16 protein-coding genes and 3 pseudogenes are annotated in these 23,643 nt (G+C 66.6%); 11 read left to right on the top strand and 8 right to left on the bottom strand.

Translation table 11 applies throughout. From position 1 onward, the window contains the following. Positions 1-13: 13 nt before the first annotated feature. The 3 genes from QC826_RS23260 to glnE all read right to left on the bottom strand — a co-directional run bounded on the left by QC826_RS23260 (position 14) and on the right by glnE (position 3,627). Entirely contained in the window at positions 14-193 is a 180-nt protein-coding gene (locus QC826_RS23260; protein WP_279762659.1) for a ribbon-helix-helix protein, CopG family, read from the bottom strand. Positions 194-299: 106 nt separating this feature from the next. Continuing rightward, on the bottom strand, positions 300-761 hold the full coding sequence (locus QC826_RS23255) for a cache domain-containing protein (protein ID WP_279762658.1): 462 nt from the start codon (positions 759-761) through the stop codon (positions 300-302). A 118-nt stretch (positions 762-879) separates the two neighbouring features. Then, a complete protein-coding gene (gene glnE / locus QC826_RS23250) occupies positions 880-3,627 on the bottom strand; it encodes a bifunctional [glutamate--ammonia ligase]-adenylyl-L-tyrosine phosphorylase/[glutamate--ammonia-ligase] adenylyltransferase (RefSeq protein WP_279762657.1) in 2,748 nt (915 codons plus the stop codon). Between the two features lie 182 nt (positions 3,628-3,809). Between glnE and QC826_RS23245 the strand changes: the two genes are divergently transcribed. From QC826_RS23245 to aroG, 5 genes and pseudogenes are all read left to right on the top strand, one after another. Next, positions 3,810-7,784 carry a YhdP family protein gene (locus QC826_RS23245; RefSeq protein WP_313872800.1) on the top strand — a complete coding sequence of 1,325 codons (3,975 nt, stop codon included), beginning with the start codon at positions 3,810-3,812 and terminating at the stop codon, positions 7,782-7,784. Then, entirely contained in the window at positions 7,666-7,986 is a 321-nt protein-coding gene (locus QC826_RS31365; RefSeq protein ID WP_313872892.1) for an AsmA-like C-terminal region-containing protein, read from the top strand. The genes QC826_RS23245 and QC826_RS31365 overlap by 119 nt, the downstream gene beginning before the upstream one ends. Before the next feature lie 115 nt (positions 7,987-8,101). Then, complete coding sequence (locus QC826_RS23240) at positions 8,102-8,899, top strand: carbon-nitrogen hydrolase family protein (RefSeq protein ID WP_279762656.1); 798 nt, start codon at positions 8,102-8,104, stop codon at positions 8,897-8,899. Positions 8,900-8,965: 66 nt separating this feature from the next. Continuing rightward, positions 8,966-10,427, top strand: a pseudogene (gene tldD / locus QC826_RS23235) (metalloprotease TldD). Positions 10,428-10,679: 252 nt separating this feature from the next. Next, positions 10,680-11,741 (top strand): 3-deoxy-7-phosphoheptulonate synthase AroG, encoded by a 1,062-nt coding sequence (gene aroG / locus QC826_RS23230; protein WP_279762655.1) that lies wholly within the window; start codon positions 10,680-10,682, stop codon positions 11,739-11,741. Positions 11,742-11,831: 90 nt separating this feature from the next. On the opposite strand, the gene QC826_RS23225 is transcribed toward aroG, so the two are convergent. Both QC826_RS23225 and QC826_RS23220 read right to left on the bottom strand, forming a co-directional pair. After that, a complete protein-coding gene (locus tag QC826_RS23225; RefSeq protein ID WP_279762654.1) occupies positions 11,832-14,621 on the bottom strand; it encodes a TonB-dependent receptor domain-containing protein in 2,790 nt (929 codons plus the stop codon). Between the two features lie 558 nt (positions 14,622-15,179). After that, positions 15,180-16,358 carry a TonB-dependent receptor domain-containing protein gene (locus QC826_RS23220; RefSeq protein ID WP_409567899.1) on the bottom strand — a complete coding sequence of 393 codons (1,179 nt, stop codon included), beginning with the start codon at positions 16,356-16,358 and terminating at the stop codon, positions 15,180-15,182. Between the two features lie 119 nt (positions 16,359-16,477). On the opposite strand from QC826_RS23220, the gene QC826_RS23215 reads away from it, so the two are divergent. The 3 genes from QC826_RS23215 to QC826_RS23205 all read left to right on the top strand — a co-directional run bounded on the left by QC826_RS23215 (position 16,478) and on the right by QC826_RS23205 (position 17,716). Continuing rightward, the gene (locus QC826_RS23215) at positions 16,478-16,663 is read left to right on the top strand and encodes a hypothetical protein (protein WP_279766647.1); all 186 of its coding nucleotides are present in this window, start codon (positions 16,478-16,480) and stop codon (positions 16,661-16,663) included. Positions 16,664-17,197: 534 nt separating this feature from the next. Next, positions 17,198-17,410 carry a hypothetical protein gene (locus tag QC826_RS23210; protein WP_279766646.1) on the top strand — a complete coding sequence of 71 codons (213 nt, stop codon included), beginning with the start codon at positions 17,198-17,200 and terminating at the stop codon, positions 17,408-17,410. A gap of 108 nt (positions 17,411-17,518) precedes the next feature. Further along, positions 17,519-17,716: a hypothetical protein gene (locus QC826_RS23205; protein ID WP_279766645.1), complete on the top strand. Its 198-nt coding sequence runs from the start codon at positions 17,519-17,521 to the stop codon at positions 17,714-17,716. On the opposite strand, the pseudogene QC826_RS23200 reads toward QC826_RS23205, so the two are convergent. Continuing rightward, a pseudogene (locus QC826_RS23200) lies at positions 17,620-17,880 on the bottom strand (TonB-dependent receptor plug domain-containing protein); the annotation flags it as partial. The gene QC826_RS23205 and the pseudogene QC826_RS23200 overlap by 97 nt on opposite strands. Between QC826_RS23200 and QC826_RS23195 the strand changes: the two are divergent. Further along, entirely contained in the window at positions 17,801-18,070 is a 270-nt protein-coding gene (locus QC826_RS23195; RefSeq protein ID WP_279766644.1) for a hypothetical protein, read from the top strand. The pseudogene QC826_RS23200 and the gene QC826_RS23195 sit on opposite strands and share 80 nt — an antisense overlap. Positions 18,071-18,557: 487 nt before the next feature. Here the strand turns inward: QC826_RS23195 and QC826_RS31360 are convergent, their stop codons facing one another. Both QC826_RS31360 and QC826_RS23190 read right to left on the bottom strand, forming a co-directional pair. Then, positions 18,558-18,701, bottom strand: a complete 144-nt coding sequence (locus QC826_RS31360) for a hypothetical protein (RefSeq protein WP_313872799.1) — start codon at positions 18,699-18,701, stop codon at positions 18,558-18,560. Next, positions 18,695-21,280 carry a TonB-dependent receptor gene (locus tag QC826_RS23190; protein ID WP_313872798.1) on the bottom strand — a complete coding sequence of 862 codons (2,586 nt, stop codon included), beginning with the start codon at positions 21,278-21,280 and terminating at the stop codon, positions 18,695-18,697. Before QC826_RS23190 ends, QC826_RS31360 begins: the two co-directional genes overlap by 7 nt. A 385-nt stretch (positions 21,281-21,665) precedes the next feature. Between QC826_RS23190 and QC826_RS23185 the strand changes: the two genes are divergently transcribed. Together QC826_RS23185 and QC826_RS31790 are read left to right on the top strand one after the other, a co-directional pair. Continuing rightward, complete coding sequence (locus QC826_RS23185) at positions 21,666-22,604, top strand: ABC transporter permease (protein WP_279762653.1); 939 nt, start codon at positions 21,666-21,668, stop codon at positions 22,602-22,604. A gap of 14 nt (positions 22,605-22,618) precedes the next feature. Further along, positions 22,619-23,642, top strand: a pseudogene (locus QC826_RS31790) (ABC transporter permease). Position 23,643: the final 1 nt, after the last annotated feature.

The following is a 23,643-nucleotide window of genomic DNA, read 5'->3' as shown; positions in this document are numbered from 1 at the left end:
AGGGGGGGCGTTCTTACTTGGGCGCCAGCCTGGCCTTGGTGGGGTAGTCGACCTGGTGTTTTTCCAGGTAGTCGCGGATCAGCTGGCGCAGCACCTGGGAGGCGGTCTGGTCCTGCAGCGCGCACAGCTCTTCGAAGGCCTGCTTCTTGGCCGGATCGATCAGGATGGTCAGCCTGGCCGTTTTGGATTCCATCGTGGACTCTACTGTGCAATGGTCATGGAATGATCATTGTACACACATCGACCACACATGGCGGCGCGCCGGGGCGCGCCGCCGCCGGGCGGCCGATCGCATGGGATTACTTGTAGATGCCCGAGCCGACCATCATGTCGTCGACCTTCTCGACATAACCGGCCTTGGCCTCGACCGCCTTGGTCACCGGGTTCGGCCATTTGAACTCGACCCAGCCCTTGCCCTTGCTCTTGGCCAGGTCGACCATCTCCTTGATCATCGCCTTGCCCTCGTTGTCCTTGAGGCCGATCAGCGGCTTGCCGACCATCTTGGGATTGTTGCCGTGGGCCAGGGCGACGCCGTTCAGGTCGTAGACATAGATGTACAGGTCGCGGTCGTGGAAGGTGCTGTTGCCGGTGTCGGAGAAGGCGGCGAAGGCCTTGTCCTTGCCGTCCGACTTGATCAGGGCGGCGGCCTTCTTGACCATGGCGACGGCCTCGTCGGCCGAACCCTTGTCGGCGGCCGAGGCCGCCAGCGGCAGGGTGAGCATACTGAGGCTGAGGGCAAACGCGCCGATTACTGCTTTCATATACGTCTCCTGGAATAGATTTAAAAAGGCAATGGTGTGCGGCTGCGGCGAAGGGGCGCGCGACGCGCTTCTTTGCCCCACGGCAAATATTACTCGCATTGACTTCTTTCCACTGTTGTTAAGTGGCAACATTTTGTTCAAAGATACTCAACCACAGCCGGCGCACCTGGGCCGCATGCAGCGCCACCAGCGCCGGATCGACCCGGGCCAGGCGCTGCCCCTGCAGGCGCAGCTGGTGTTGCAGGCGGCGCAGTTGGCGGTAGGCGTCGCCGACCCCGGCGGCCAGCGCCGGGTCGATCAGGCCGAGCTCGCCGCACATCCGCAGCAGGGCGATATTGCCGTAGTTGGCCGTCAGTTGCGGGTAGTTGGCGGCATATTGCAGCACCAGGTACTGGACGATGAACTCGATGTCGATCATCCCGCCGGCGTCCTGCTTGAGGTCGAACAGCTCGGAGCGGTGCGCCTTGGCCTGGACCATCTTGTGGCGCATGGCCGCCACCTCGCGCTTGAGTTCGCCGTCCAGCGGCCGCGGCTTGCGCAGCACCTGTTGGCGGATCTGCTCGAAGCGCTCGCCGATGGCGGCGTCGCCGGCGCAGAAGCGGGCCCGGGTCAGCGCCTGGTGTTCCCAGATCCAGGCGGCGTCGTTCTGGTAGCGCTCGAAGGCGGCCACGCTGGAGACCAGCATGCCGCTGGCGCCGTCGGGGCGCAGCGCGGTGTCGATGTCGAACAGGATGCCGGCCGAGGTGTGCGAGGTCATCCAGGTGATGAAGCGCTGCGCCAGCTTGGCGTACTGGCCGGGCGCGTCCTGGTCGTCGTCGTCGAACAGGAAGATCACGTCGAGGTCGGAGACGTAGCCCAGCTCCTTGCCGCCCAGCTTGCCGTAGGCGATCACGGCGAAGCGCGGCACCTCGCGGTGGCGCGTCGCCACCGTGCGCCAGACCGCCTGGACGGTGGCGGCGACGATGCTGTCGGCCAGCGCCGACAGGTGGTCGGCCAGCTTCTCCACCGTCAAGTCGCCGGCCAGGCCCTGCGCCAGCAGGTGGAACAGCTGGGCGTGGTGGACTTCGCGCAGGATGTCCATCTGCCGCTCGGTGTCGCCGGCGGCGCCGGCCAGCTGGCGGTCGAGGTCGGCGGCCAGCGCGGCCTGGTCGAACACGGCGTTGCGCACGCGGTCGTCGAGCAGCTCGTCGAGCAGGATAGGGTGCTGGCTGAGGAAGGTGGCGGCCCAGCCGCTGGCGCACATCATGCGGATCACCCGCTCCAGAGTGTGCGGGTACTCGGTGAGCAGCGACAAATACGCCGAGCGGCGGGCGATCGCCTCGAAAAAGTCGAGCAGGCGGCCCAGCGTGGCCTGGGCGCTGGCGCCGCTCGACTCGGCGCTGCAGCGGGCGATCAGCGGCAGCGCCGTGTTGACCAGGGCGACCAGGCGGTTGCGGCTGGCCTCGGGCAGGCTCTGCAGGCGCGGCGCCTGCCAGGTGGCGATCAGCCGTTTGGCGGCGCCGGCCGGGTCGGCGAAGCCGAGGCCGGCGAAGCGCGCCTCGATCGCCTCGTGGTTGTCGGGGTCGGCGCAGTCGTTGCTGGAGCCGGGGTCGAGGTCGCCGTCGGCGGCGCCGCTCTTGTCGGCGAACATCTCGTCGAACTGGCCGGCGACGAAGGCGCGGTGCGCCTCGAGCTGGGCCAGCAGGGTGGCGGTGTCGGCCAGGCCCATCATGCGCGCCACCAGCAGTCGGTCGTCCTCGCTGGCCGGCAGGGTGTGCGTCTGGGCGTCGTCGAGGTATTGCAGGCGGTGCTCCAGGTTGCGCAGAAAGGTGTAGGAAGCCAGCAGTTGCAGCACGATGGCGTGGCTGAGCAGGGACTTGTCGGCGATGGTGCGCAGGGTGGCGCGGGTCGAGCGGTCGCGCAGCTCGGCGTCGCGGCCGCCACGGATGAGCTGGAACACCTGGGCCAGGAACTCGATCTCGCGGATGCCGCCGCGGCCCAGCTTGACGTTGTTGCTGCGGTCCGGGTGCAGCCGCTCCTGCCGGTTGACCTCGGCGCGGATCTGCGCGTGCATGTTGCGGATGGCGTCGATCACGCCGAAGTCCAGGTAGCGGCGGAACACGAAGGGGCGCACGATGGCGTCGAGCGCGGCGATGTCCTCGGCGGCGCCGCTGACGGCGCGCGCCTTGACCCAGGCGTAGCGCTCCCACTCGCGGCCCTGGACGATCAGGTATTGCTCGACCATGTTCAAACTGGCCGCCAGCGGGCCGGAGGCGCCGTTCGGCCGCAGCGCCATGTCGACGCGGAAGGTGAAGCCGTCCTCGGTGATCTCGGCCAGCGCGGCGATCAGCTTCTTGCCCAGGCGGACGAAATACTCGTGGTTCGACAGGGCGCGCTGGCCCGGCCCGGCGGCGGTGTCGCCGTCCTCCGGGTAGACGAAGATCAGGTCGATGTCGGACGACACGTTGAGCTCGCCGCCGCCCTGTTTGCCCATGCCCAGCACGATCAGCTGCTGCGGCCGGCCCGACTCGTGGCCGATCGGCGCGCCGTGGGCCGCCGTCATCTCCAGTTCGAGCTCGGCCAGGTGGGTCTGGATGGCGAAGTCGGCGAAGCGGGTCATGGTGGTGACCACCTCGGCCAGGTCGGCGCGGCCCTCCAGGTCGCGGCGGATCAGGCCGCACACCAGCAGGTTGCGCAGCCGGCGCATGGCCCGCCCCAGCGGCAGGCCGCCCTCGGCCTCTTTCGCCAAATAGTCGGCAAAATTGAGCTGGGCAAGCGATAATTGCGCCAATTCGTCGGACTTGGCGGCGCGCTCGGGCGCGGCGGCCAGCCAGCGTTGGTAGAAACGGGAGGCGGAGGTCAGGGAAGTGGGCGAAATAGGGCTCATGGAATCCGGAAAGAACACATAGCGGGCACGGGATTGCGCCGGGTATGCGGTAAAATTGCCGCGCAGGCAGAAAACGCTTGCACCCTGGCAGGACCACAGCCTGAGGCCATTGCTTGGATGCAAGTGCGCTATGAGGATTTTAGCGATTAATTTTACGCCGGGCCTGATTTATTAGCTTATCGATGCAAAAACCGGAACCGACCAGCGTGACAGACGAGGGACCATTGGCCCAGCGCTGGCACCGGCTGCGTGCCGCCTATCGGGTGTGCAACCTGGCCACCCACCATGTGCTCGGCTTCAGCGTCAAGCTGGTGCTGCTGTTGTATTTCCTCTTCGCCCTGCTGTTCCTCGGCCTGCGCTACGCCGTGCTGCCGAACATCGACCACTACAAGGGCGACATCGAGCGGCTGGCCAGCCGCGCCGTCGGCAACCCGGTCAGCATCGCCCGCGTCTACGCCTCCTGGACCGGGCTGCGGCCCAACCTCTTCCTCGGCGACGTGGTGCTGCGCGACGGCCACGGCAAGCAGGTGCTGAGCCTGCCGAGCGTGTCGGCCACCCTGTCCTGGTGGAGCGTGCTGGCGGCCGACGTGCGCTTCGACTCGCTCGAACTGATCCGCCCCCAGCTCGACGTGCGGCGCGAGGCCGACGGCAAGCTGTACGCCGCCGGCGTGTATTTCGACCCGGCCAAGCCGGGCGACGGCAAGGGCCTCGACTGGCTGTTGTCGCAGCGCGAGATCGTCGTGCGCGAGGGCCGGCTGGACTGGACCGACCTGCAGCGCGGCGCCGCGCCGCTGGCCCTGCAGAACCTGCGCCTGGTGCTGCGCAACCAGTGGCGGCGCCACCAGTTCGCCCTGCAGGCGACGCCGCCGGCCGCGCTGTCCGCGCCGCTCGACCTGCGCGCCGACTTCGTCCACCCGGCCTTCGCCAAGCGCCTGTCCGACGTGGCGCTGTGGAAGGGCGAGCTGTACACCGACCTGCGCGACGCCGACCTGGCGGCCTGGAAAACCTATTTCGACTATCCCTTCGAGCTGCGCTCCGGCCGTGGCTCGCTGCGCGCCTGGGTCAAGCTCGACCACGCCCGCCTGGCCGGCTTCACCGCCGACGTCGGCCTGGCCGACCTCTCCGCCGTGCTCGGCGCCGACGTGCCGCCGCTCGACCTGTTGCGGGTGCAGGGCCGCGTCTCGGCCAAGGAGGAGATCGCGCCGGCGCCCAGCGGCGGCCAGCCCAGCGGCAAGCCGACCTTCGGCGCGCGCGGCCACAGCGTCAGCCTGGCCGGCTTCTCGCTGAGCACGCGCGACGGCGTGACCATGGCGCCGACCACGCTGAGCGAGCGCTACATCGCCGCCAGCCCGAGCAAGCCGGCCCGCACCGAGCTGAGCGCCAGCGTGCTCGACCTGCAAACCCTGGCCAGCCTGGCCGACAAACTGCCGCTGGCCGAGCACCAGCGCAGCATGCTGGCCGAGTTCGCGCCGCGCGGCCGCCTGCTCGACGTCGCCGCCGAATGGACCGGCGCCTGGCCGGCGCTGCAAAGCTACCGCGTCAAGGGCCGCCTCGACGGCCTCGGCCTGAAGCCGCTGGCGGCCCGCGCGCCGCAGGCGAAGACGGCGGGCGCGCCGGCCGTCGCCGGCATACCGGCCGTGCCCGGCTTCGACAACTTGAGCGGCAACATCGACGCCAACGACCAGGGCGGCAGCCTGAACCTGGACTCGCGGCAACTGGTGCTGCGCCTGCCGGCCTATTTCAGCGAGGCCGACATGCCCTTCGACAAGCTGGCGCTGAAGGCGCGCTGGTCCTTCGAGGGCAAGGACCAGCTGCTGCTCCAGCTCGACGCGCTGGACTTCGTCCAGCAGGGCCTGAGCGGTTCGCTCAGCGGCAGCCACCGCCTGCCGCTGGACGGCAAGGGCGCCGGCGTGGCCGACTTCAGCGGCAAGCTGAACGGCTTCGAGCTCAACAAGATCGACCGCTATTTGCCGCTGCAGACCCCGCACGACCTGCGCCACTGGCTGGTCGGCGCGCTCGAGGGCGGCGTGGCGCAGGACGTGGCCTTGCGCCTGCGCGGCGACCTGGCCCACTTCCCCTTCCACGGCGACACCCCGGCCGAGCGCGCGCGCGGCGAGTTCCGCATCGCCGGCCGGCTGGAGAACGGCAAGCTCAACTACGCGCCCGGCCAGTTCGCCAAGGACGGCAAGGCGCCGCTGTGGCCGCAGGCCGAGCACATCAAGGGCAGCTTCGTGTTCGAGCGCACCCGCATGGAGATCCGCGGCGACAGCGCCAGCACCGGCGGCGTGGCGCTGAGCGGCGTCAAGGCGGTGATCCCCGACCTGAACGTGCACGACATGGTGCTCGACATCGACGGCAGCGCCGCCGGCCCCATGCAGGAGTTCCTCAAATACGTGGTGGCCAGCCCGGTGCTGGAGTGGATCTCCCACTTCACCGACGAGACCCTGGCCAGCGGCAACGCCAAGCTGGGCCTCAAGCTGCACCTGCCGCTGACCCACCTGATCGACGCCAAGGTGCAGGGCGCGCTGCAACTGGCCGGCAACGACATCGTGCTGTTCAACGACCTGCCGCCGGTGCTGGCCTCGCAGGGCAAGATCGAGTTCAACGAGCACGGCGTCAACCTGAACGCCTTGTCCGGCTACTTCCTCGGCGGCCCGGTGGCGATCTCCGGCGGCAGCCAGCGCGACAACAGCATCGTCGTCAAGCTGGCCGGCAGCATCAGCGCCGACGGCTTCCGCAAGAACTACCCGTCGCCGATGATGCAGCGGCTGGCCGGCCACTTTTCCGGCGCCACCCGCTACAGCGGCCTGGTGACGGCGCGCGAGCACCAGGTGACGGTGGCGGTCGACTCGACCCTGGCCGGCCTCGGCGTCGACCTGCCGGCGCCGCTGCGCAAGGCGGCGGCCGAGCCGCTGCCGCTGCGCTTCGTGCTCAGCGGCGGCGGCGCCAACGAGGCCGGCCTGATGCGCGACGAGATCCGCGTCGCGCTGGGCAACAACATGTCGGCGCGCTACCAGCGCCAAAGGCAGGGCAAGGCGGCCTGGCGGCTGACGCGCGGCGGCATCGGCGTCAACACGCCGGCGCCCGAGCCGGACAGCGGCATGGCCATGTCGCTCAGCCTGCGCACGCTGAACCTGGACAACTGGCTCGACTTCGGCGCCGAGGTGGCCGGCAAGCCGGAGCCGGCCAAGGCCGGCGCCGCCGAGGCGGTCGACATCGGCCAGTATGTGATCCCCGACAGCATCGCCGCGCGCGCCGGCGAGCTGGTCGTCGGCGAGCGCAAGCTGGAGAACGTGGTGCTCGGCGCCACCCACCAGAAGGGCGCCTGGCAGGCCAACATCGACGCCAACCAGGCCTCCGGCTACCTGACCTGGAACGAGTCGCCCAACGGCGTCGGCCTGGGCAAGGTGACGGCGCGGCTGTCCTCGCTGATCATCCCCGAGTCGGCCGCCGACGACGTCAAGGAGCTGCTCGACGGCAAGAGCGCGGCGGCCACCATCCCGGCCCTCGACATCGTCGCCGAGCGCTTCGAGCTGTTCAACAAGCCGCTGGGCCGGCTGGAACTGCAGGCCAACAACGCGCTGAACAACGTGCCGAACTCCAGCGCGCGCGACTGGCGCGTCAGCAAGCTGTCGCTGAGCAACGCCGACGGCGAGCTCAAGGGCACCGGCAAGTGGCTCAGCCGCGACGGCGTGCAGAACAGCAGCCTGAACTTCACGCTCGACATCAACGACGCCGGCAAGCTGCTCGACCGCTTCGGCTTCGCCGGCACGCTGCGCAACGGCAAGGGCAAGCTGAGCGGCGACATCGCCTGGAAAGGCCTGCCGTACTCCTTCGACATCCCCAGCCTGTCCGGCCAGATCAGCATGAACGTCGAGAAGGGCCAGTTCCTCAAGCAGGACCCGGGCGCCGCCAAGCTGCTCGGCGTGCTCAGCCTGCAAGCGCTGCCGCGCCTGCTCAAGCTCGACTTCCACGACGTCTTCTCCGACGGGCCTGGCCTTCGACGGCATCACCGCCAACGCCGCCATCGCGCGCGGCATCGTCAAGACCGACAACCTGAAGATGCACGGCGTGGCCGCCACCGTGTTGATGGACGGCACCGCCGACATCGCCAACGAGACCACCAACCTGCACGTCGTGGTGATTCCCCAGGTTAACCTGGGCACCGCGCCGCTGGTCTACGCGCTGGCGGTCAACCCGGTGATCGGCATCGGCAGCTTCCTCGCCCAGCTCTTCCTCAGCGCGCCGGTGATGAAGGCGCTGACCTACCAGATGCAGATCACCGGGCCGTGGAAGGCGCCGGTGGTGACCAAGCTGGAAGGTGGTAAATTGGAGTCCGCGCCCAAGGGCGCCGACTAGCCGCGCCGGCCGCGCCGCCCCATGTGAAAGCAGCGTAGGGCGGCGGCGCATCGAACCGCCCATAGAACAGCCTATTGAACAGCCTATTGAACAGCGTATTGAACAGGACAGCGCCATGAGTAAAGTTGCCGCAATTCAAATGATCTCCTCGCCCTCGGTGGCCGACAACATCGCCAGCGCCGGCCGGCTGGTCGAGCAGGCCGCCGGGCAGGGCGCCGAACTGGTGCTGCTGCCCGAGTACTGGGCCATCATGGGCCTGTCCGACAGCGACAAGGTGGCCCACGCCGAGCCGCTCGGCGGCGGCCCCATACAAGACTTCATGGCCGCCACGGCGCGCCGCCACGGCGTCTGGCTGATCGGCGGCACCCTGCCGCTGGCCTCCGACCAGGACGGCAAGGTCGTCAACACCACCCTGGTCTACGACCCGCAGGGCCGCCACGTCGGCCGCTACGACAAGATCCACCTGTTCGGCTTTTCCAAGGGCGCCGAATCCTACGACGAAAGCCGCACCATCGTCGCCGGCGCCACGGTCGGCACGGTCGACACCGGCGTCGGCAAGGTCGGCCTGTCGGTCTGCTACGACCTGCGCTTCCCCGAGCTGTACCGCGCCATGGGGCCGGTCGAGCTGATCGTGGTGCCGGCCGCCTTCACCCACACCACCGGCCAGGCGCACTGGGAGGTGCTGCTGCGCGCCCGCGCCATCGAGAACCAGTGCTACGTGCTGGCGGCGGCGCAGGGCGGCCTGCACCAGAACGGCCGGCGCACCTGGGGCCACAGCATGCTGGTCGACCCCTGGGGCGAGGTCAAGGCCGTGCTGGCCGAGGGCGAGGGCGTGGTCTGCGGCGAGCTCGAGCCGGCCTTCACCGCCGAGGTGCGCGCCAACCTGCCGGCGCTGAAACATCGCACCATGTGAAGACGCCGCGCCGGCCTTCCACTACAATGGCATCCAAGACAAGAACCGACACTGAAGAACCCCACCATGACCCCATTTGAACCCAACCTCTCCACCCTGGCCGTCGCGCGCGAACTGCTGCTGACGCCGTTCGGCCTGGACGAAGCCAAGCTGCTCAAGGCGCTCGGCTCCATGTTCACCCACAAGGTCGACTACGCCGACCTGTACTTCCAGTTCACCAAGAACGAGGGCTGGAGCCTGGAGGAGGGCATCGTCAAGACCGGCAGCTTCTCGATCGACCAGGGGGTCGGCGTGCGCGCCATCTCCGGCGACAAGACCGCCTTCGCCTACTCCGACGAGATCTCCGAGAGCGCCCTGCTCGACGCCGCCGCCGCCACCCGCACCATCGGCCGCGCCGGCGCCGGCAAGATCAAGATCGCCGGCGCCATGCAGCAGCAGGGCGGCCGCGCGCTGTACCTGCCGCACGACCCGCTGGCCTCGCTCGACGCCACCGCCAAGGTCAAGCTGCTCGAACGGGTGGAAAAGATGGCGCGCGCCAAGGACCCGCGGGTGGTGCAGGTGATGGCCGGCCTGGCCGGCGAATACGACGTGGTGCTGGTGGCGCGCAGCGACGGCGTGCTGGCGGCCGACATCCGGCCGCTGGTGCGCGTTTCGCTGACCGTCATCGTCGAGCAGAACGGCCGCCGCGAGATGGGTTCGTCCGGCGGCGGCGGGCGCTTCGACTACGCCTACTTCAGCGACGCCCTGCTCGAGCAGTACGCCACCGAGGCGGTCAACAGCGCGCTGGTCAACCTCGACGCGCGGCCGGCCCCGGCCGGGCCGATGACCATCGTGCTGGGACCGGGCTGGCCCGGCATCCTGCTGCACGAGGCGATCGGCCACGGCCTCGAGGGCGACTTCAACCGCAAGGGCTCGTCGGCCTTCTCCGGCCGCATCGGCGAGCGCGTCGCCGCCAAGGGCGTCACCGTGGTCGACGACGGCACCCTGCCGGACCGCCGCGGCTCGCTCAACATGGACGACGAGGGCAACCCGACCCAGTGCACCACGCTGATCGAGGACGGCATCCTGAAGGGCTACATCCAGGACACCATGAACGCCCGCCTGATGAAGATGCCGGTGACCGGGAACGCCCGGCGCGAGTCGTTCGCCCACCTGCCGATGCCGCGCATGACCAACACCTACATGCTGGCCGGCGACAAGGAACCCGGCCGAGATCCTCGCCTCGGTGAAGAACGGCCTGTACGCGGTCAACTTCGGCGGCGGCCAGGTCGACATCACCAACGGCAAGTTCGTCTTCTCGGCCAGCGAGGCCTATATGATCGAGAACGGCAAGGTGACCTACCCGGTCAAGGGCGCCACCCTGATCGGCAACGGCCCCGACGTGCTCAACCGCGTCTCGATGATCGGCAACGACATGCGCCTCGACCCCGGCGTTGGCGTCTGCGGCAAGGAGGGCCAGAGCGTGCCGGTCGGCGTCGGCCAGCCGACCCTGCGCATCGACGGCGTGACGGTGGGCGGCACGGCATAAGCTAATAAGAACTAAATGCTTGCCAAGTTCGGCTTATTGTTGTTATAGTCGATCCAACACATATGGATACGATCATGCACAGCTTCATTTTCTTTACCGGCTATTTTTACTTTAGCGATTCCAGCCCCAAGGCGGTGGAGTAGCGGCCGGTTCACGTAGCAGCAGAACGAGTTCCAAGCAAATTCCTAAAAAACCGCCAGCGATGGCGGTTTTTTTTTATCCCTACCGATTGTTCGACTTAGGAGAAACACCATGCCCCGTACCGACGACTTGCGTATCCGTGAAATGAAGGAACTGACGCCGCCATCGCACCTGATCCGCGAGTTCGCGTGCACGGAACAGGCCGGGCAGACCGCCGCCGGCGCCCGCGTCGCGCTGCACCGCATCCTGCACGGCCAGGACGACCGCTTGATGGTGGTCATCGGCCCCTGCTCGATCCACGAGCCGAAGGCGGCGATGGAGTACGCCCAGCGCCTGGTCAAGCTGCGCGCCGAGCTGGCCGGCGAGCTCGAGATCGTGATGCGCGTCTACTTCGAGAAGCCGCGCACCACGGTGGGCTGGAAGGGCATGATCAACGACCCCTACATGGACAACAGCTTCCGCATCAACGACGGCCTGCGCATGGCGCGCGAGCTGCTGCGCGACATCAACGAGCTGGGCCTGCCGGCCGGCACCGAGTTCCTCGACGTGATCAGCCCGCAGTACATCGCCGACCTGATCAGCTGGGGCGCGATCGGCGCCCGCACCACCGAGTCGCAGGTGCACCGCGAGCTGGCCTCCGGGCTGTCCTGTCCGGTCGGCTTCAAGAACGGCACCGACGGCAACATCAAGATCGCCGTCGAGGCGATCAAGGCGGCCTCGCAGCCGCACCACTTCCTCTCGGTGACCAAGGGCGGCCACTCGGCCATCGTGTCGACCAACGGCAACGAGGACTGCCACATCATCCTGCGCGGCGGCAAGGCGCCGAACTACGACGCGGCCAGCGTCGACGAGGCCTGCAAGGCCATCGCCGCCCAGGGCCTGGCGGCGCGCCTGATGATCGACGCCTCGCACGCCAACAGCTCGAAGAAGCCGGAGAACCAGGTGCCGGTGTGCGCCGACATCGCCGCCCAGGTGGCCGGCGGCGACCAGCGCATCGTCGGCGTGATGGTCGAGTCGAACCTGGTGGCCGGCCGCCAGGACCTGGTGCCGGGCAAGGAGCTGGTCTACGGCCAGTCGGTCACCGACGGCTGCATCGACTGGGACAGCAGCGTGCAGGTGCTGCACGGCCTGGCCGCCGCCGTGCGCCAGCGCCGCCTGCGCGCCGACGACTAGGGGGCGCCCGGCCGGCCCGGCGCCGGCCGCAGAACGAAAAAAAGCCCGCCGGTGCGAACCGGCGGGCTTTTTTACCGAGGCGTCAAGTGCTTAGAACTTGTACGAGCCGCTCAGGTAGAAGGTGCGACCGACCGCGCTGGCGTAGCGCGGATCGTAGCCCAGCTGGTGCGAGCCGGTGTTGCGCAGCGACAGCGGCGGGGTGCGGTCGGCCAGGTTGTTGATACCGGCGGTCAGCTCCAGGTTCTTCAGGACCTTGTACTGGGTCTGGAAGTCCAGCGTCGTGTTGCTCGGGATCTGCAGTTGCACGTCGACGCAATCCTGCGCCGCGTCGTTGGTGTTGACGGCGCAGTTCTCGGTGTCGTGGTGCTTGTCCTTGTAGCCGTTGCGGTAGTTGGCCGTCAGCGTGTGGGTGAAGGCGCCGATCTCGTAGGTGCCCGAGGCCTTCAGCACGTTGCGGAAGCTGACCTTGTCGTCGCTGCCGTACTCGTTCAGGCTGGTTTCCCACTGGTCGCTGGTGCCCGGCGAGGTGTGGCGCGACTTGAGCATATGGGTGCCGGCCAGGCGGGTGGTCAGCTTGCCGTCGCCGATCTTGCTGCGGAACAGCAGGTCGTAGTCGATGCCACGGTTCTCTTGGCGGCCGATGTTGAGCGGCGCCAGGATGATGGCCAGCGACTTGATGCCGGTCGAGGCCTTGGTCTTGGTGGTGTACAGGCTAATGTACTTGTTCGGATCGCTGGCGATCAGCGACTCGCTGACGCTGGTGACGGCGTCGCGGATCTCGACGTTCCAGAAGTCCAGCTTGGCGCTGAAGCCGCCGGCCGGTTCAAACACCAAGCCGAACGAGTACTGCTTCGACTTCTCCGGCTTCAGCTCGGCGTTGCCGCCCTTGTACACCTCGAGCTGGCCGCGGGTGTCGCAGTACTGCGCCAGCGGATGGTTGGCCAGGCCGTTGGCGGTGCTCAGCGGGCAGTTGTAGGTGCCGCCGGTGACGCCGAAGTCGGCCAGCGGTTGACCGATCTCCTTCATGCTGGCGGCCTTGAAGCCGGTGCCGTAGGCGGCGCGGAACAGCAGCGACTTGATCGGCTGGTAACGGGTGCTGATCTTGTAGGTGCTGGCCGACTGGTCGTTGCCGGTGTTGCCGCCCTTCAGGTTGTCGGTCAGCTTGCTGACGCGGTCATAGCGCAGCGAGCCGGTGATTTCCAGGTCCTTCATGACCGGCACCAGCACCTCGGTGAAGGCGCCGCTGTTGCTGCGCTTGTAGTCGAAGGCGGGTTGGTCGTCGTCGAACAGGATTTCCGAATGGCTGACGGCGGCGTTGCCCTTTTCCGAATAGCTGGTGGTACGGTAGTCGGCGCCGACGGCGATCTGCGACTTGCCGGCAGGCAAGGTGAACAGGTCGTGCGAGCCGTGCACGTCGAAGCCCTTCAGCTTGATCTCGGTGTTGCTGAAGTTGCCGACGTACTGGGTGCTCTTCAGCACGTCCTTCATCGCCGACGGCATCTCACCGAGCGCGTAAGGGAAGGGGTCGACCGCGCCGCTCTCCAGCGCGGCGTTGAACTTCTCGGCCAGCGGGAAGCCGCCGACGTAGTTGGTCGGCGCCTTGTTTTCCGAGTAGGTGAAGGCGCCGTTGACGTCCCAGCCGAAGGCGTTGCCGTCGACGCCGGCGACGATGTGGCTGGTCTTGCTCTGGTAGTCGTAGGCGCGGCCGCCCAGGCCCTGCAGGCGGTACTTGACGGTGGCCGAGGTCATGCCGGCCAGTTGCTCAGCCGTCAGGTAGGGCGCGACATACTTGGTGAACAGCGGCGAGCTCTTGGCCAGCGAGAACTCGGCCGGGTAGGCGGCGATGTTGGCGTAGACGTGAGAGTTGTTGAGCGAGACGTCGGTGAAGGCCTTGAAGCCGCTGTTGCCCAGCTTGATACTGGCGGAGCCGTAGAAGTTGTCGCGCTGGATCTCCGGGGCGATCTCCACCGAGCTGGTGTAGTCGAAGGTGCACTGGCCGTCGCCCGTGTCGACGTGGCGGGCCGGGCACTTGCCGTTGATCTTCAGGTAGGGGTTGATGCTGACCGACGTGGCTTTGCCGACCGTCGGGTTGTAGCGGATCGTCACATTCGGCGGGATCGAGCGCGACGAGCCGTTGAAGAACTGCAGCGGCTTGCCGGTGACCGGGTCGTTGAAGTTGATGATGCCGGTCTTGGCGAAGTCGCGCTGGAAGCCCTTCAGGCGCTCGTTCTCCTGGTGGCTGGCGGCCAGGAAGACGGAGTAGCCGTCCTCGTCGATGTCGCCGAAGCCCTTGCTGATGGTGACCGTCTTGTCCTTGGCCCCCGGGCTTTGCGGCTTGCTGTACTTGACGTCGATCTGCAGCGGAGCGGCGCCCTTTTTCAGGATGAAGTTGACCACGCCGGCGATGGCGTCGGCGCCGTACAGGGCCGAGGCGCCGTCGGTCAGCACCTCGATGCGCTCAACGGCCGACAGCGGAATGGAGTTGATGTCGATGGTGGTGCCGGAGGTGGCCGGCGCCATGCGGCGACCGTTCAACAGCACCAGGGTGTACTGTTCGCCCACGTCGTGGATCGAGGCGGTGGTGATGCCGCCGCCGCCACCGCCGACCGAATCGGCCGCCACGGTGAAGCCTTGCATCACTGGCAATTGCTGGATGAAGTCGGTGACCGAGGTCACGCCGCTGCGCTGGATGTCCTTCTGGCTGAACGATTGCACCGGCAGGGACGCCTCGGCGGCGATACGTTTGATACTCGAACCGGTGATTTCGACGCGCTGGATCGTTTCCGGCGCCGACTGTGCCTGGGCGGCGTGCATGCCGAGGACCAGGCCGCCGGCGCAGATTAAGCGGACCGAGCGGGACAAGACTGTTTCAACCATCATTTTTTAAGCTCCCAATTTGACACAAGAATTGACAGGTGGCATTTATAGTTTTATGAGGGGCGCCGAAGCGGCTGCCCCTTGAAAAAAACACGGTGGTTTTCTCAAGGGCCCATCAAATCACTTTGAAACCGGGGGTGTCAATCAGCAAAATTTTCCGCATTGCACAGAAAGCCGTATTTTGCATGGTCGGGAAGGGGGCCAAAGGGGGGCGGAAAATCGCTCTAATTTGGTGCGTTGTGCTAAAGCTCAGGCTTTTTTACGGAAAAACTGCAGTTCCGACATAAAAAATGCTGGCCGGCCGGCCGCGCGGCGGCCATCTCGGTGCAGCACTCGACTTGCAAACAGGTGGTTTTTAATTGGTCCTAGGCGTGACATTTTTGCGACAAAATCGATGAATTGTTGATCCTAGGGCAAGGTTGATAAAAAAACCGGCGGCCCGCCGGCGCCCGGCGACAGCGCGCCGGCGGCGCAAAAAAAACACCCCGCCGGCATGCCGCCGGCGGGGTGTTTCATGCTGCCGGGCAAGACGCCCGGGCCCGTGCGGCGGTCCGCGCCGGCTTAGAACTTGTAGCCGGCGACCAGGTAGAACTGGCGGCCCAGCGGATCGGCGTAGCGGCCGTCGTAGCCGACCTGGTTGCCGCCGCCGGAGTTGCGCACCGAGAAAGGCGGGTCCTGGTTCAGCAGGTTCTTGACGCCGGCCGTGACGGTCAGGTTTTTCACATAGTTGGCCTTCAACTGGTAGTCGAGCGTGACGTATTCCTTGACGTCGCGCTGCAACGCCACCGGATCGCCGATGCTGCCGTCGGCCCTGACCTCGCGCACCACGGCGCCGGCGGCGGTGATCGGCTTGTCGTGGTAGCCGGTGCGGTAGTTGACGGTCAGCGAGTTGCTCAGCTTCTCCGAGCTCTTCAGCGAGAACACCAGCTTGGTGATGACGCGGAAGGTGACGTCGTTGTACGAGTCGAAGCGGCCGATGCTCTTCTCGACGCCGCTGCCCGGCACGTCCTTCTCGGCCTTCAGCATGTAGGTGCCGGTCCAGTTGAGCATGAACTTGCCCAGCGGGGTGGCGGTGCGGAAGGTGCTGTCCCAGTCGATGCCGCGGTAGTGCGAGCTGGCCAGGTTGACCGGGCTCTGCGTGGCGACCAGCACGTTGCTCTTCTGGATAGGGTCGTAGTAGATCGAAATGTACTTGTCGGCCAGGTCGGGGTGGGTGAACAAGTGGTCCTGCGACAGGGTCTTGATCTGGTTTTCCAGCTTGACGTCCCACAGGTCGAGGCCGATCGACAGCGAGTTGGACGGCTCGATGCGGATGCCCACCGAGGCTTGCTTCGACTCTTCGGCCTTGAGCGCGCCGGCGCCGGTCGCCGGGTTGCCGTTGGTCAGCAGGCCGTATTCGGACGCGCCCGGTTTGCAATAGAGCGTGCGCGGGTCGCCGGCCTTCTGGATCGGGCAGGCGAAGAACTCGGACGAGCCGGCGTTCTTCAGCGGATCGGCGATGTTGTTCATGGTCGGCGCCTTGAAGCCGGTGCCGTAGGAGCCGCGCACCATCACCTGCTGCGACGGGGTGTACTGGAAGGCCAGCTTGTAGGTGGCCTTGGCGACCTCCTCGCCCAGCTTGCCGGCGGCCAGCGGCTTGTTGTTGATGTCGTAGCTGACGTTCTTCTTGTCGACCTGGCCGTAGCTGTCGTAGCGCAGCGAGCCGGTCAGCTTGAGTTCCTTCAGCACCGGCAGCTCCAGCTCGGCGAAGCTGCCCCAGTTCTTGCGGCTGGCGTCGAGCGCCTGCGAGCCGGTGCTGCCGCCGATCTCGACGTCGGTCCAGCCGGGCTGGCCGGGGCCGGTGCGCGATGGACGACGGCTTGTCCTGGAAGCTCTGCTTGGTGAAGTCGGCGCCCAGGCCGAGCGCGGCGCTGCCGCCCGGCATCGCGAACAGCTCGCGCGAGGCGCGCGCGTTGAGCACGTCGATCTTCGAGGTGGTTTCGCTGAGCACCTGGTGCAGCACGGCCGGCGCCAGCACGCTGGCCGCGTTCGGGTTGACCAGGTAGGGGTTGTAGGCGCCCGACTTGACCAGCGACTCGAACACGTTGCCGCTCATGTAGCCGGCCAGGGCGCGGTCGGACTGCTTGTTCTGCGAGTGGGTGTAGGCGGCGCTGTAGTCCCAGCCGGCGTAGGCGCTGTCGAGGCCCAGCACGAAGTGGGCCGCCTCGGTCTTGTACTCGTCGGTGCGGCCGCCGGCGTCGGCGCCGCGGTAGTACAGGTAGGCGTCGGTGACGGCGGCCGGATCGACGCCCTGGCTGGCCAGCAGCGGCACGATGTGCTTGTTGTAGGCGTCGATGTAGTTCGGGTTGATGGTCTTGACGCCGGTCACCGGGTCGGTGCTGAAGGTGGTCAGCGGCTGGGCGGCGGCGGCGTAGCGGGCGGTGTTCTTGAAGCTCGACAGCACCAGCTCGGAGCTGACGGTGGTGTCCGCGCCGACCCGCAGCTTGCCCGAGGCGAACACGCTGTCGCGCTTGAGCTCGGGCAGCAGTTGCACCGTCGCCGGGTAGTCGTAGCGGCAGGCGCCGCCGCGCGAGAAGGTGTTGGGGCTGCTGCACTTGCCGTTCTTCAGCAGGTCGGCCGACAGCACCACGTCGCCGTCGCCGGGGAAGATCACCTCGGCGTTGGCCGGGGTCGAGTTGATGCTGGTCTGCCAGGTGACGTACTTCTTGCCGTTGTGCTCGAAGGGCAGCACGCCGGAGTTGGCGAACTTGCGCTGCACCGACTCGAGCGCCTTCTGCTCGTCGTGGCTGTAGGCCAGCAGCACGTTGTAGCCGTCCTTCTCCAGGTCGCCGAAGCCCTTGGAGAGGGCCAGGTTGGCGCTCTTGCCGCCGGACTCCTGCGGCGCGTTGTAGGTCAGCTCGATGTTGAAGTCTTGCTGGTTCTTTTTCAGGATGAAGTTGAGGACGCCGGCGATGGCGTCCGAGCCGTACAGGGTGGAGGCGCCGTCGGTCAGGATCTCGACGCGCTCGACCGCCGACAGCGGGATGCTGGCCAGGTTGACCGCGCTGCCGGTGCCGTACGGCGCCATGCGGCGCCCGTTCAGCAGCACCAGCGTGTAGTCGGTGCCGATGGCGTGCACCGAGGCGGTCTGCACGCCGCCGCCGCCGCCGTTGACCGAGGCCGAGGAGGTGAGGAAGCCCTGCATGGCCGGCAACAGGGCGACCAGGTCGGCGACGTTGTTGGCGCCGCTTTGCTCGATGTCGGCGCGGGTCAGCGTCTGCACCGGCAGCGCGCCCTCCTTGGCGATGCGCTTGATCGAGGAGCCGGTGATTTCGACCCGCTGGATCGATTCCGGCGCCGACTGGGCCTGGGCGGCGGCGTGCATGCCGAGCGCCAGACCGCCGGCGCAGATCAGACGTACCGAACGGGACAAGACTGTTTCAACCATCATATTTTTAGCTCCCAAGATGTAACCACTGCTTACGGGTGGATTATTTATATTTTTGTGGGGGCCGTTGCCGGCCTTCCTTGAAAAAACGATATTGGTTTTTTCATGTGGCCCATCAAATCATTTTGGAAGCGGCGATGTCAATCTGGAAAATTTTCCCCACGGCATCTAAGGCCGCGTTTCCGCCGGCGCGGCGCGGCGCCCGATCGGGGCGGAATTTCGCTCTAATTTGGTGCGTGGTGGCGGGCGGCACGCCATCGCACGGAAAAACTACATTTTTAACAAGAAAAATGTTGTCAAAACGATGTTGCGGCGCGCCATTCCGGTGCGCCCGGGCGGCCGCCGGGCGGGCGCAGCTTGCATGCCACAAGCGTTTCGTTTATGCCACAAACCGGGGCGATTGTTGATTTTAAGAAAATGTTTTTGCGGCGCCGGCAAGGCTTTGGCGCGCCATGGAAAAAGGGCCGGCGGCGTTCCGCACGGAACACCGCCGGCCCCCCGGGGGGTGCCGCTTAGAAGCTATAGCTGCCGCGCAGGTAGAGGGCGCGGCCGACCGCGTCGGTGAAGCGCGGGTCGTAGCCCTTCTGGAACAACGTGCCCTGGTTGGAGAACGGCGGTTCCTTGTCGAGCAGGTTCTTGACGCCGGCCGTCAGCACCAGACCCTGACGCCGGCGTAGCCGGCCGACAGGTTCCACAGGCTGTAGGAGGAGACGTCCTGCTTGTACTTGGGATCGTCCAGGCCCATGTTCTGGTCGGTGTAGGACGATTTGTAGGACTGGGCCAGGGTGGCGCTCCAGTCGCCCAGGCGCCAGTTCAGCGCGGCGTTGTGCTTCCAGCGGAACACCGGACGGTCGTCGCCGTAGTTGCCGACGTTGTTTTTGAATTCGCCGTTGCGCTCGTTCTGGTAGTCGTACTTGTGGACGTAGGTGCCGTCCAGCGTGAAGGTGAAGTTGCCGTACTCCGAGCGCGGCAGACGCAGGGTCAGGCTCAGGTCGACACCGTCGGTCTTGACCTCGCCCAGGTTCTCGTTCAAGTCCTTGATGGCGTAGGGCGTGCCGTCCGGGTTGCGCAGGAACAGGTCCTTGTACTTGGCGAAATTGGCCGGGTCGTAGATGGTCGCCTCGGGCAGGGCGCCGATCTTGTCCTTCAGGTGGATGTTCCAGTAGTCGACTGTCAGCGTCACCTCTTTGATCGGCTCAAGCACCGTGCCGAAGGAGAATGTTTTCGATTTCTCCGGACTCAAGTTGGGATTGCCGCCCTGCAGCTTGAACTGTTGCAGGTTGCAGTCCCGCAGTTCGCTGCCGAGCGGCAGAACGACCTTGCCGCCAGGGCAGAGGATGGGGTCGTTATACTCGTTGCTGGTGTCGTTCTTCGACGGCGGAGCGTTCTTCTCGAACAGTGTCGGCGCGCGGAAGCCGGTGCTGGCCGAGCCGCGCAGCACCACTTCCTTGCTCGGCTGGTAGCGCACGCCCAGTTTCGGGTTGGTGGTGCTGCCGACGTCGCTATAGTCGTCGAAGCGGGCGGCGAAGCTGACCTCCAGGTCTTTGATCAGCGGCAGGTTGACCTCGCCGAACAAGGCCTTGATGTTGCGCGAGCCGGACTTCGACAGCGAACCGGACAGGCCGGAGCTGGTCGCCTGGCCGGCGATCTCGCGGTTGACGTTGAAGTCGGCCTTCTGGTGGCGCAGCTCGGTGCCGAAGGCGACCGCCAGCTTACCGCCCGGCAGGTCCATCAACTCGCGGCTGGCCTTCAAGTCGAAGCCGGTGCTGGTGTCCTTGGCGCTCTGCACCTGGCCGCGCAGCGCGGTCGAGTCCAGATAGGCCTTGCCGGCGCTGTCCTGCAGGCCGAAGGGGTTGAGGATGCCGTTGCGCACGCCGGCGGCGAAGGCGTCGTCCTTGACGTAGCCGCCGGTGAAGTCCTCCGACGACTTGCTGACCGAGTAGCTCAGGCCGGTCTTGTAGTCCCAGCCGGCCAGTTCGCCCTCGAGCGAGCCGACCAGGCGGTCGGCCTCGCCCTTGGAGTTGATGCGGCGCTGGCCCGCCTCGACGGGGCGCCAGTTGACGGTCAAGTCGTTGCCGGACAAGCCGGTTTGGGCCGGTACGCCGCCAGAATTTCCTGGATAGTACTTGCTGCTCTTCGGCAGCACCAAGTCGGTCTGCGGCGGCGGCGCGGTGCGCGACATCACCTTGTTTTCGGCGTGCAGGAACTCGACCGAGCCGGTGTGGTTCTCGCCCAGCTTGAAGGTGCCCTTGCCGAAGAAGGCGGTGGTTTCCTGCTCAGGCAGATCGTCGATCAGGCGGGTGTAGTCCTGGCGGCAGGTGCTGTTCGTGGTCGACGGCACCGAGAACGGTGGGTTGCAGCCGCTGGCGAAGCCCGGATTGCCGACCTTCACCGGGATGATGGGCGGGGCATCCTTGGTCAGGCCGGGAATGCCCGGGTCGCGGTAGTTGCCGGGGAAGGTGGTGCCGCTGGTGAGGAACACGCCGTGCGCGGGGATCACGCCGGTCTTGGAGAACTCGCGCTGCTGCGAGGTCAGCACGGTCTGCTTGTGGTAGTCGGCCACGCCGAACAGGTTCCAGCCGTCCTTGTCGAGGTTGCCGATGCCGCTCGACAGGTTGACCCGCTTCTCGCCGCCGCCGTCCTTGCTCGGCCGCACCACCTCGCCGGTGATGGTGGTGGTGTTGAGCGAGCGCTTGGTGATGAAGTTGATCACGCCGCCGATGGCGTCGGTGCCGTAGATGGCCGAGGCGCCGTCGCGCAGCACCTCGACGCGGTCGAGCGCGGTGATGGGGATGATGTTCAGGTCGACGCTGGCGCCGTCGTAGGGGTGGTTGGCCAGGCGGCGGCCGTTGAGCAGCACCAGGGTCTTGTCGCCGCCCAGGCCGCGCAGGTCGGCCGAGGCCTGGCCGCCGGTGGGCAGGCCGCTGGAGTTGCCGCCGACGGCGTTGCCGGCGCCCATGCTCGAGCCGTTCGAGGGGATGCGGTCGAGCACCTCGGCGGCGGTGGTCAGGCCCTGCTTGATGAACTCCTCGGCCTTGATCACCGACAGCGGGTTGGCCGTCTCCGACACCAGCCGCTTGATCGACGAGCCGGTCACCTCGATGCGTTGCATCTTGCCCTCGGCCGGCGCGTCCTGCGCCACGGCCGGCGCGGCCAGCAGGCCCAGGCTGGCGGCGGCCAGGCCGCCGGCGCAGATGGTGCGGATGGAACGGCTTAAGACTGTTTCTTTCATCATTGCCCAAACTCCCAAAAAGTAAAGTTGCGTGATTCTTCTTATAAGCTTTCCCAACGACACCCGATCAGCCGGCATGCGTGGTGTAAGACGGTGGTTGAAAGAAGTCGAACCTCTTTCAATGCAGTGATGGAACCATCGCCGCGCCGTCGCTGTCAATTGCGTAAGCTTGCTATTTGTTTAAATACAACGGAGCGCCGCGCCGCGCACGAAACCGTTGGTGTATGGCAATGAACTCGGATAAGGTAGGGCGCGCGCGCGGCCGGCGCGGCGCCGGACTTGGCGCACGCCGTGAGGAAATTGTTAAGCGGGCCGGGTTTTTGCGTTATCGTTACGCCCTTTCGGCGGCGGCAACATAAGCGCCGCTAATAAAGAATGGGGATGGTTCATGTTTGCTTATATCGTGCGCCGGCTGTGGCAGATGCTGCCGACCATGCTGGGCGTGGTCTTGCTGGTGTTCATCTTGTTCAACTGGGTGGGCGGCGACCCGGCCTACATCCTGGCTGGCAAGATGGCCAACGCCGACAGCATCGCCAACATCCGCCGCCAGCTCGGCGTTGACCAGCCCTACTACGTGCAGCTGTGGATCTTCGTGCAGCAGATCGCCACCTTCGATTTCGGCCAAAGCTGGGCCACCGGCGAGAGCGTGGCGCACATCATAGTCAGCCGGCTGGGGCCGTCGCTGACGGTGCTGCTGCCGCTCACCGTGCTCGAGACGGTGCTGGGCGTCGCGCTGGCGCTGGCCATCGCCTTCGTGCGCGGCTCGCTGACCGACCGCGCGGTGATGGTCGCCTGCACCGTCGGCATGTCGATCAGCATCCTGGTCTACATCATCGTGTTCCAGTACGGCCTGGCCTTCAAGCTGGGCCTGTTCCCGGTGCAGGGCTGGGGCGACGGTTTCTGGGAGAACCTGCTGCGCTACGCCAGCCTGCCGATCCTGATCGGCCTGGCCGTGTCGATCGCGCCGACCCTGCGGCTGTACCGCAGCTTCGTGCTCGACGAGGTCAACCAGGACTATGTGCGCACCGCCCGCGCCAAGGGTCTGGGCGAGGCCCGCGTGATGTGGCTGCACGTGCTGCGCAACGCCGCCATCCCCATCATCACCCATGTCATGGCCAACCTGCCGGCGCTGCTGATCGGCGCCTTTTTGCTCGAGCGCTTCTTCGGCATCCCCGGCATCGGGCGCGAGGTGATCCTGGCCGTCGAGCGCAGCGATTTTCCGGTCATCAAGGCCATCACCGTCTACGTGGCGATCGCCACGATGCTGTTCAATTTGCTGACCGACCTGCTGTACCAGGCCGTCGATCCGCGGGTGCAACTGAAGTGATGGGAACGCGGACTATGGATTCGAGCAACACGCAACACTCTCCCGGCCTGTGGGCGCTGGCCTGGCGCCGCCTGCGCGCCGACCGCGTGGCGATGCTGGCGCTGGCCGTCGTCGCCGCCTTCCTGCTGATGCTGCTGCTGTCGGCCGGCGGCCTGCTCGTCGCCGACTGGGAGGACGAGGTGGCCGTCAGCTACGCCCCGCCGAGCTTCGTCGGCGCCGCGCCGGCCGAGTTGGCGGCCGCTGCCGCCGCCGGCGCGCCGCGCCCGGCCAACGAGTTCGACCCCTTGGCCGATGAACCTGCGCCAGCTGCGCGCCCGCGCCGGCGCCGCTGGCACCGCCGGCGCCGCCTTGGCGCTGCGGCAAACCTTGCCCTTAGGCGCGGACAAATGGGGCCACGACGTGGTCAAGAAAACCATCAAGGGCGGCGAGACCTCGATCGTCGTCGGCCTGGTGGCGGCGCTGCTGGCGGTCGGCCTGGGCACCTTGTTCGGCGCCTTCTCCGGCTATTACGGCGGCCTGGTCGATGATTTTTTCAACTGGTTCTACAGCGTTTTCACCGCCATCCCCTCGATCCTGATGATTTTGACGGTGGCCGCCGTGCTGCAGCAGAAGGGCGTGCTGACCATCGTGCTGATCCTCGGCCTGACCGGCTGGACCGGCCCCTATCGGCTGATCCGCGCCGAGTACATCAAGCACAAGGGGCGCGAATACGTGATGGCGGCCGACGCCATCGGCGCCTCGCACTGGCGCCGCATGTTTTCGCACATCCTGCCCAATGTCAGCCACGTCGCGCTGGTGCAGCTGTCGATCCTGGTGGTGGGCTTCATCAAGGCCGAGGTGATCCTCAGCTTCCTCGGCTTCGGCGTGCCGGTCGGCGTGGTGTCCTGGGGCAGCATGCTGAACGAGGCGCAGAACGAGCTGATCCTGGGCAAGTGGTGGCAGCTCAGCGCCGCCGCGCTGGCCATGGCCGTGCTGGTGACGGCTTTCTCGCTGTTGACCGACGCCCTGCGCGACGCCCTCGATCCGAAAGTGACATAGC

The sequence above is a fragment of the Rugamonas sp. DEMB1 genome (assembly GCF_029834475.1).
Taxonomy (GTDB): Bacteria; Pseudomonadota; Gammaproteobacteria; order Burkholderiales; family Burkholderiaceae_D; genus Rugamonas; species Rugamonas rubra.
This window is presented reverse-complemented; position numbering and strand designations above follow the sequence as displayed.

Coding starts and splice junctions, on each gene's coding strand:
- QC826_RS23260 (WP_279762659.1), bottom strand. CDS start 193: ATGGAATCCAAAACGGCCAGGCTGACCATCCTGATCGATCCGGCCAAG.
- QC826_RS23255 (WP_279762658.1), bottom strand. CDS start 761: ATGAAAGCAGTAATCGGCGCGTTTGCCCTCAGCCTCAGTATGCTCACC.
- glnE (WP_279762657.1), bottom strand. CDS start 3,627: ATGAGCCCTATTTCGCCCACTTCCCTGACCTCCGCCTCCCGTTTCTAC.
- QC826_RS23245 (WP_313872800.1), top strand. CDS start 3,810: ATGCAAAAACCGGAACCGACCAGCGTGACAGACGAGGGACCATTGGCC.
- QC826_RS23240 (WP_279762656.1), top strand. CDS start 8,102: ATGAGTAAAGTTGCCGCAATTCAAATGATCTCCTCGCCCTCGGTGGCC.
- aroG (WP_279762655.1), top strand. CDS start 10,680: ATGCCCCGTACCGACGACTTGCGTATCCGTGAAATGAAGGAACTGACG.
- QC826_RS23225 (WP_279762654.1), bottom strand. CDS start 14,621: ATGATGGTTGAAACAGTCTTGTCCCGCTCGGTCCGCTTAATCTGCGCC.
- QC826_RS23205 (WP_279766645.1), top strand. CDS start 17,519: ATGTTGAAGTCTTGCTGGTTCTTTTTCAGGATGAAGTTGAGGACGCCG.
- QC826_RS23195 (WP_279766644.1), top strand. CDS start 17,801: ATGGCCGGCAACAGGGCGACCAGGTCGGCGACGTTGTTGGCGCCGCTT.
- QC826_RS23190 (WP_313872798.1), bottom strand. CDS start 21,280: ATGATGAAAGAAACAGTCTTAAGCCGTTCCATCCGCACCATCTGCGCC.
- QC826_RS23185 (WP_279762653.1), top strand. CDS start 21,666: ATGTTTGCTTATATCGTGCGCCGGCTGTGGCAGATGCTGCCGACCATG.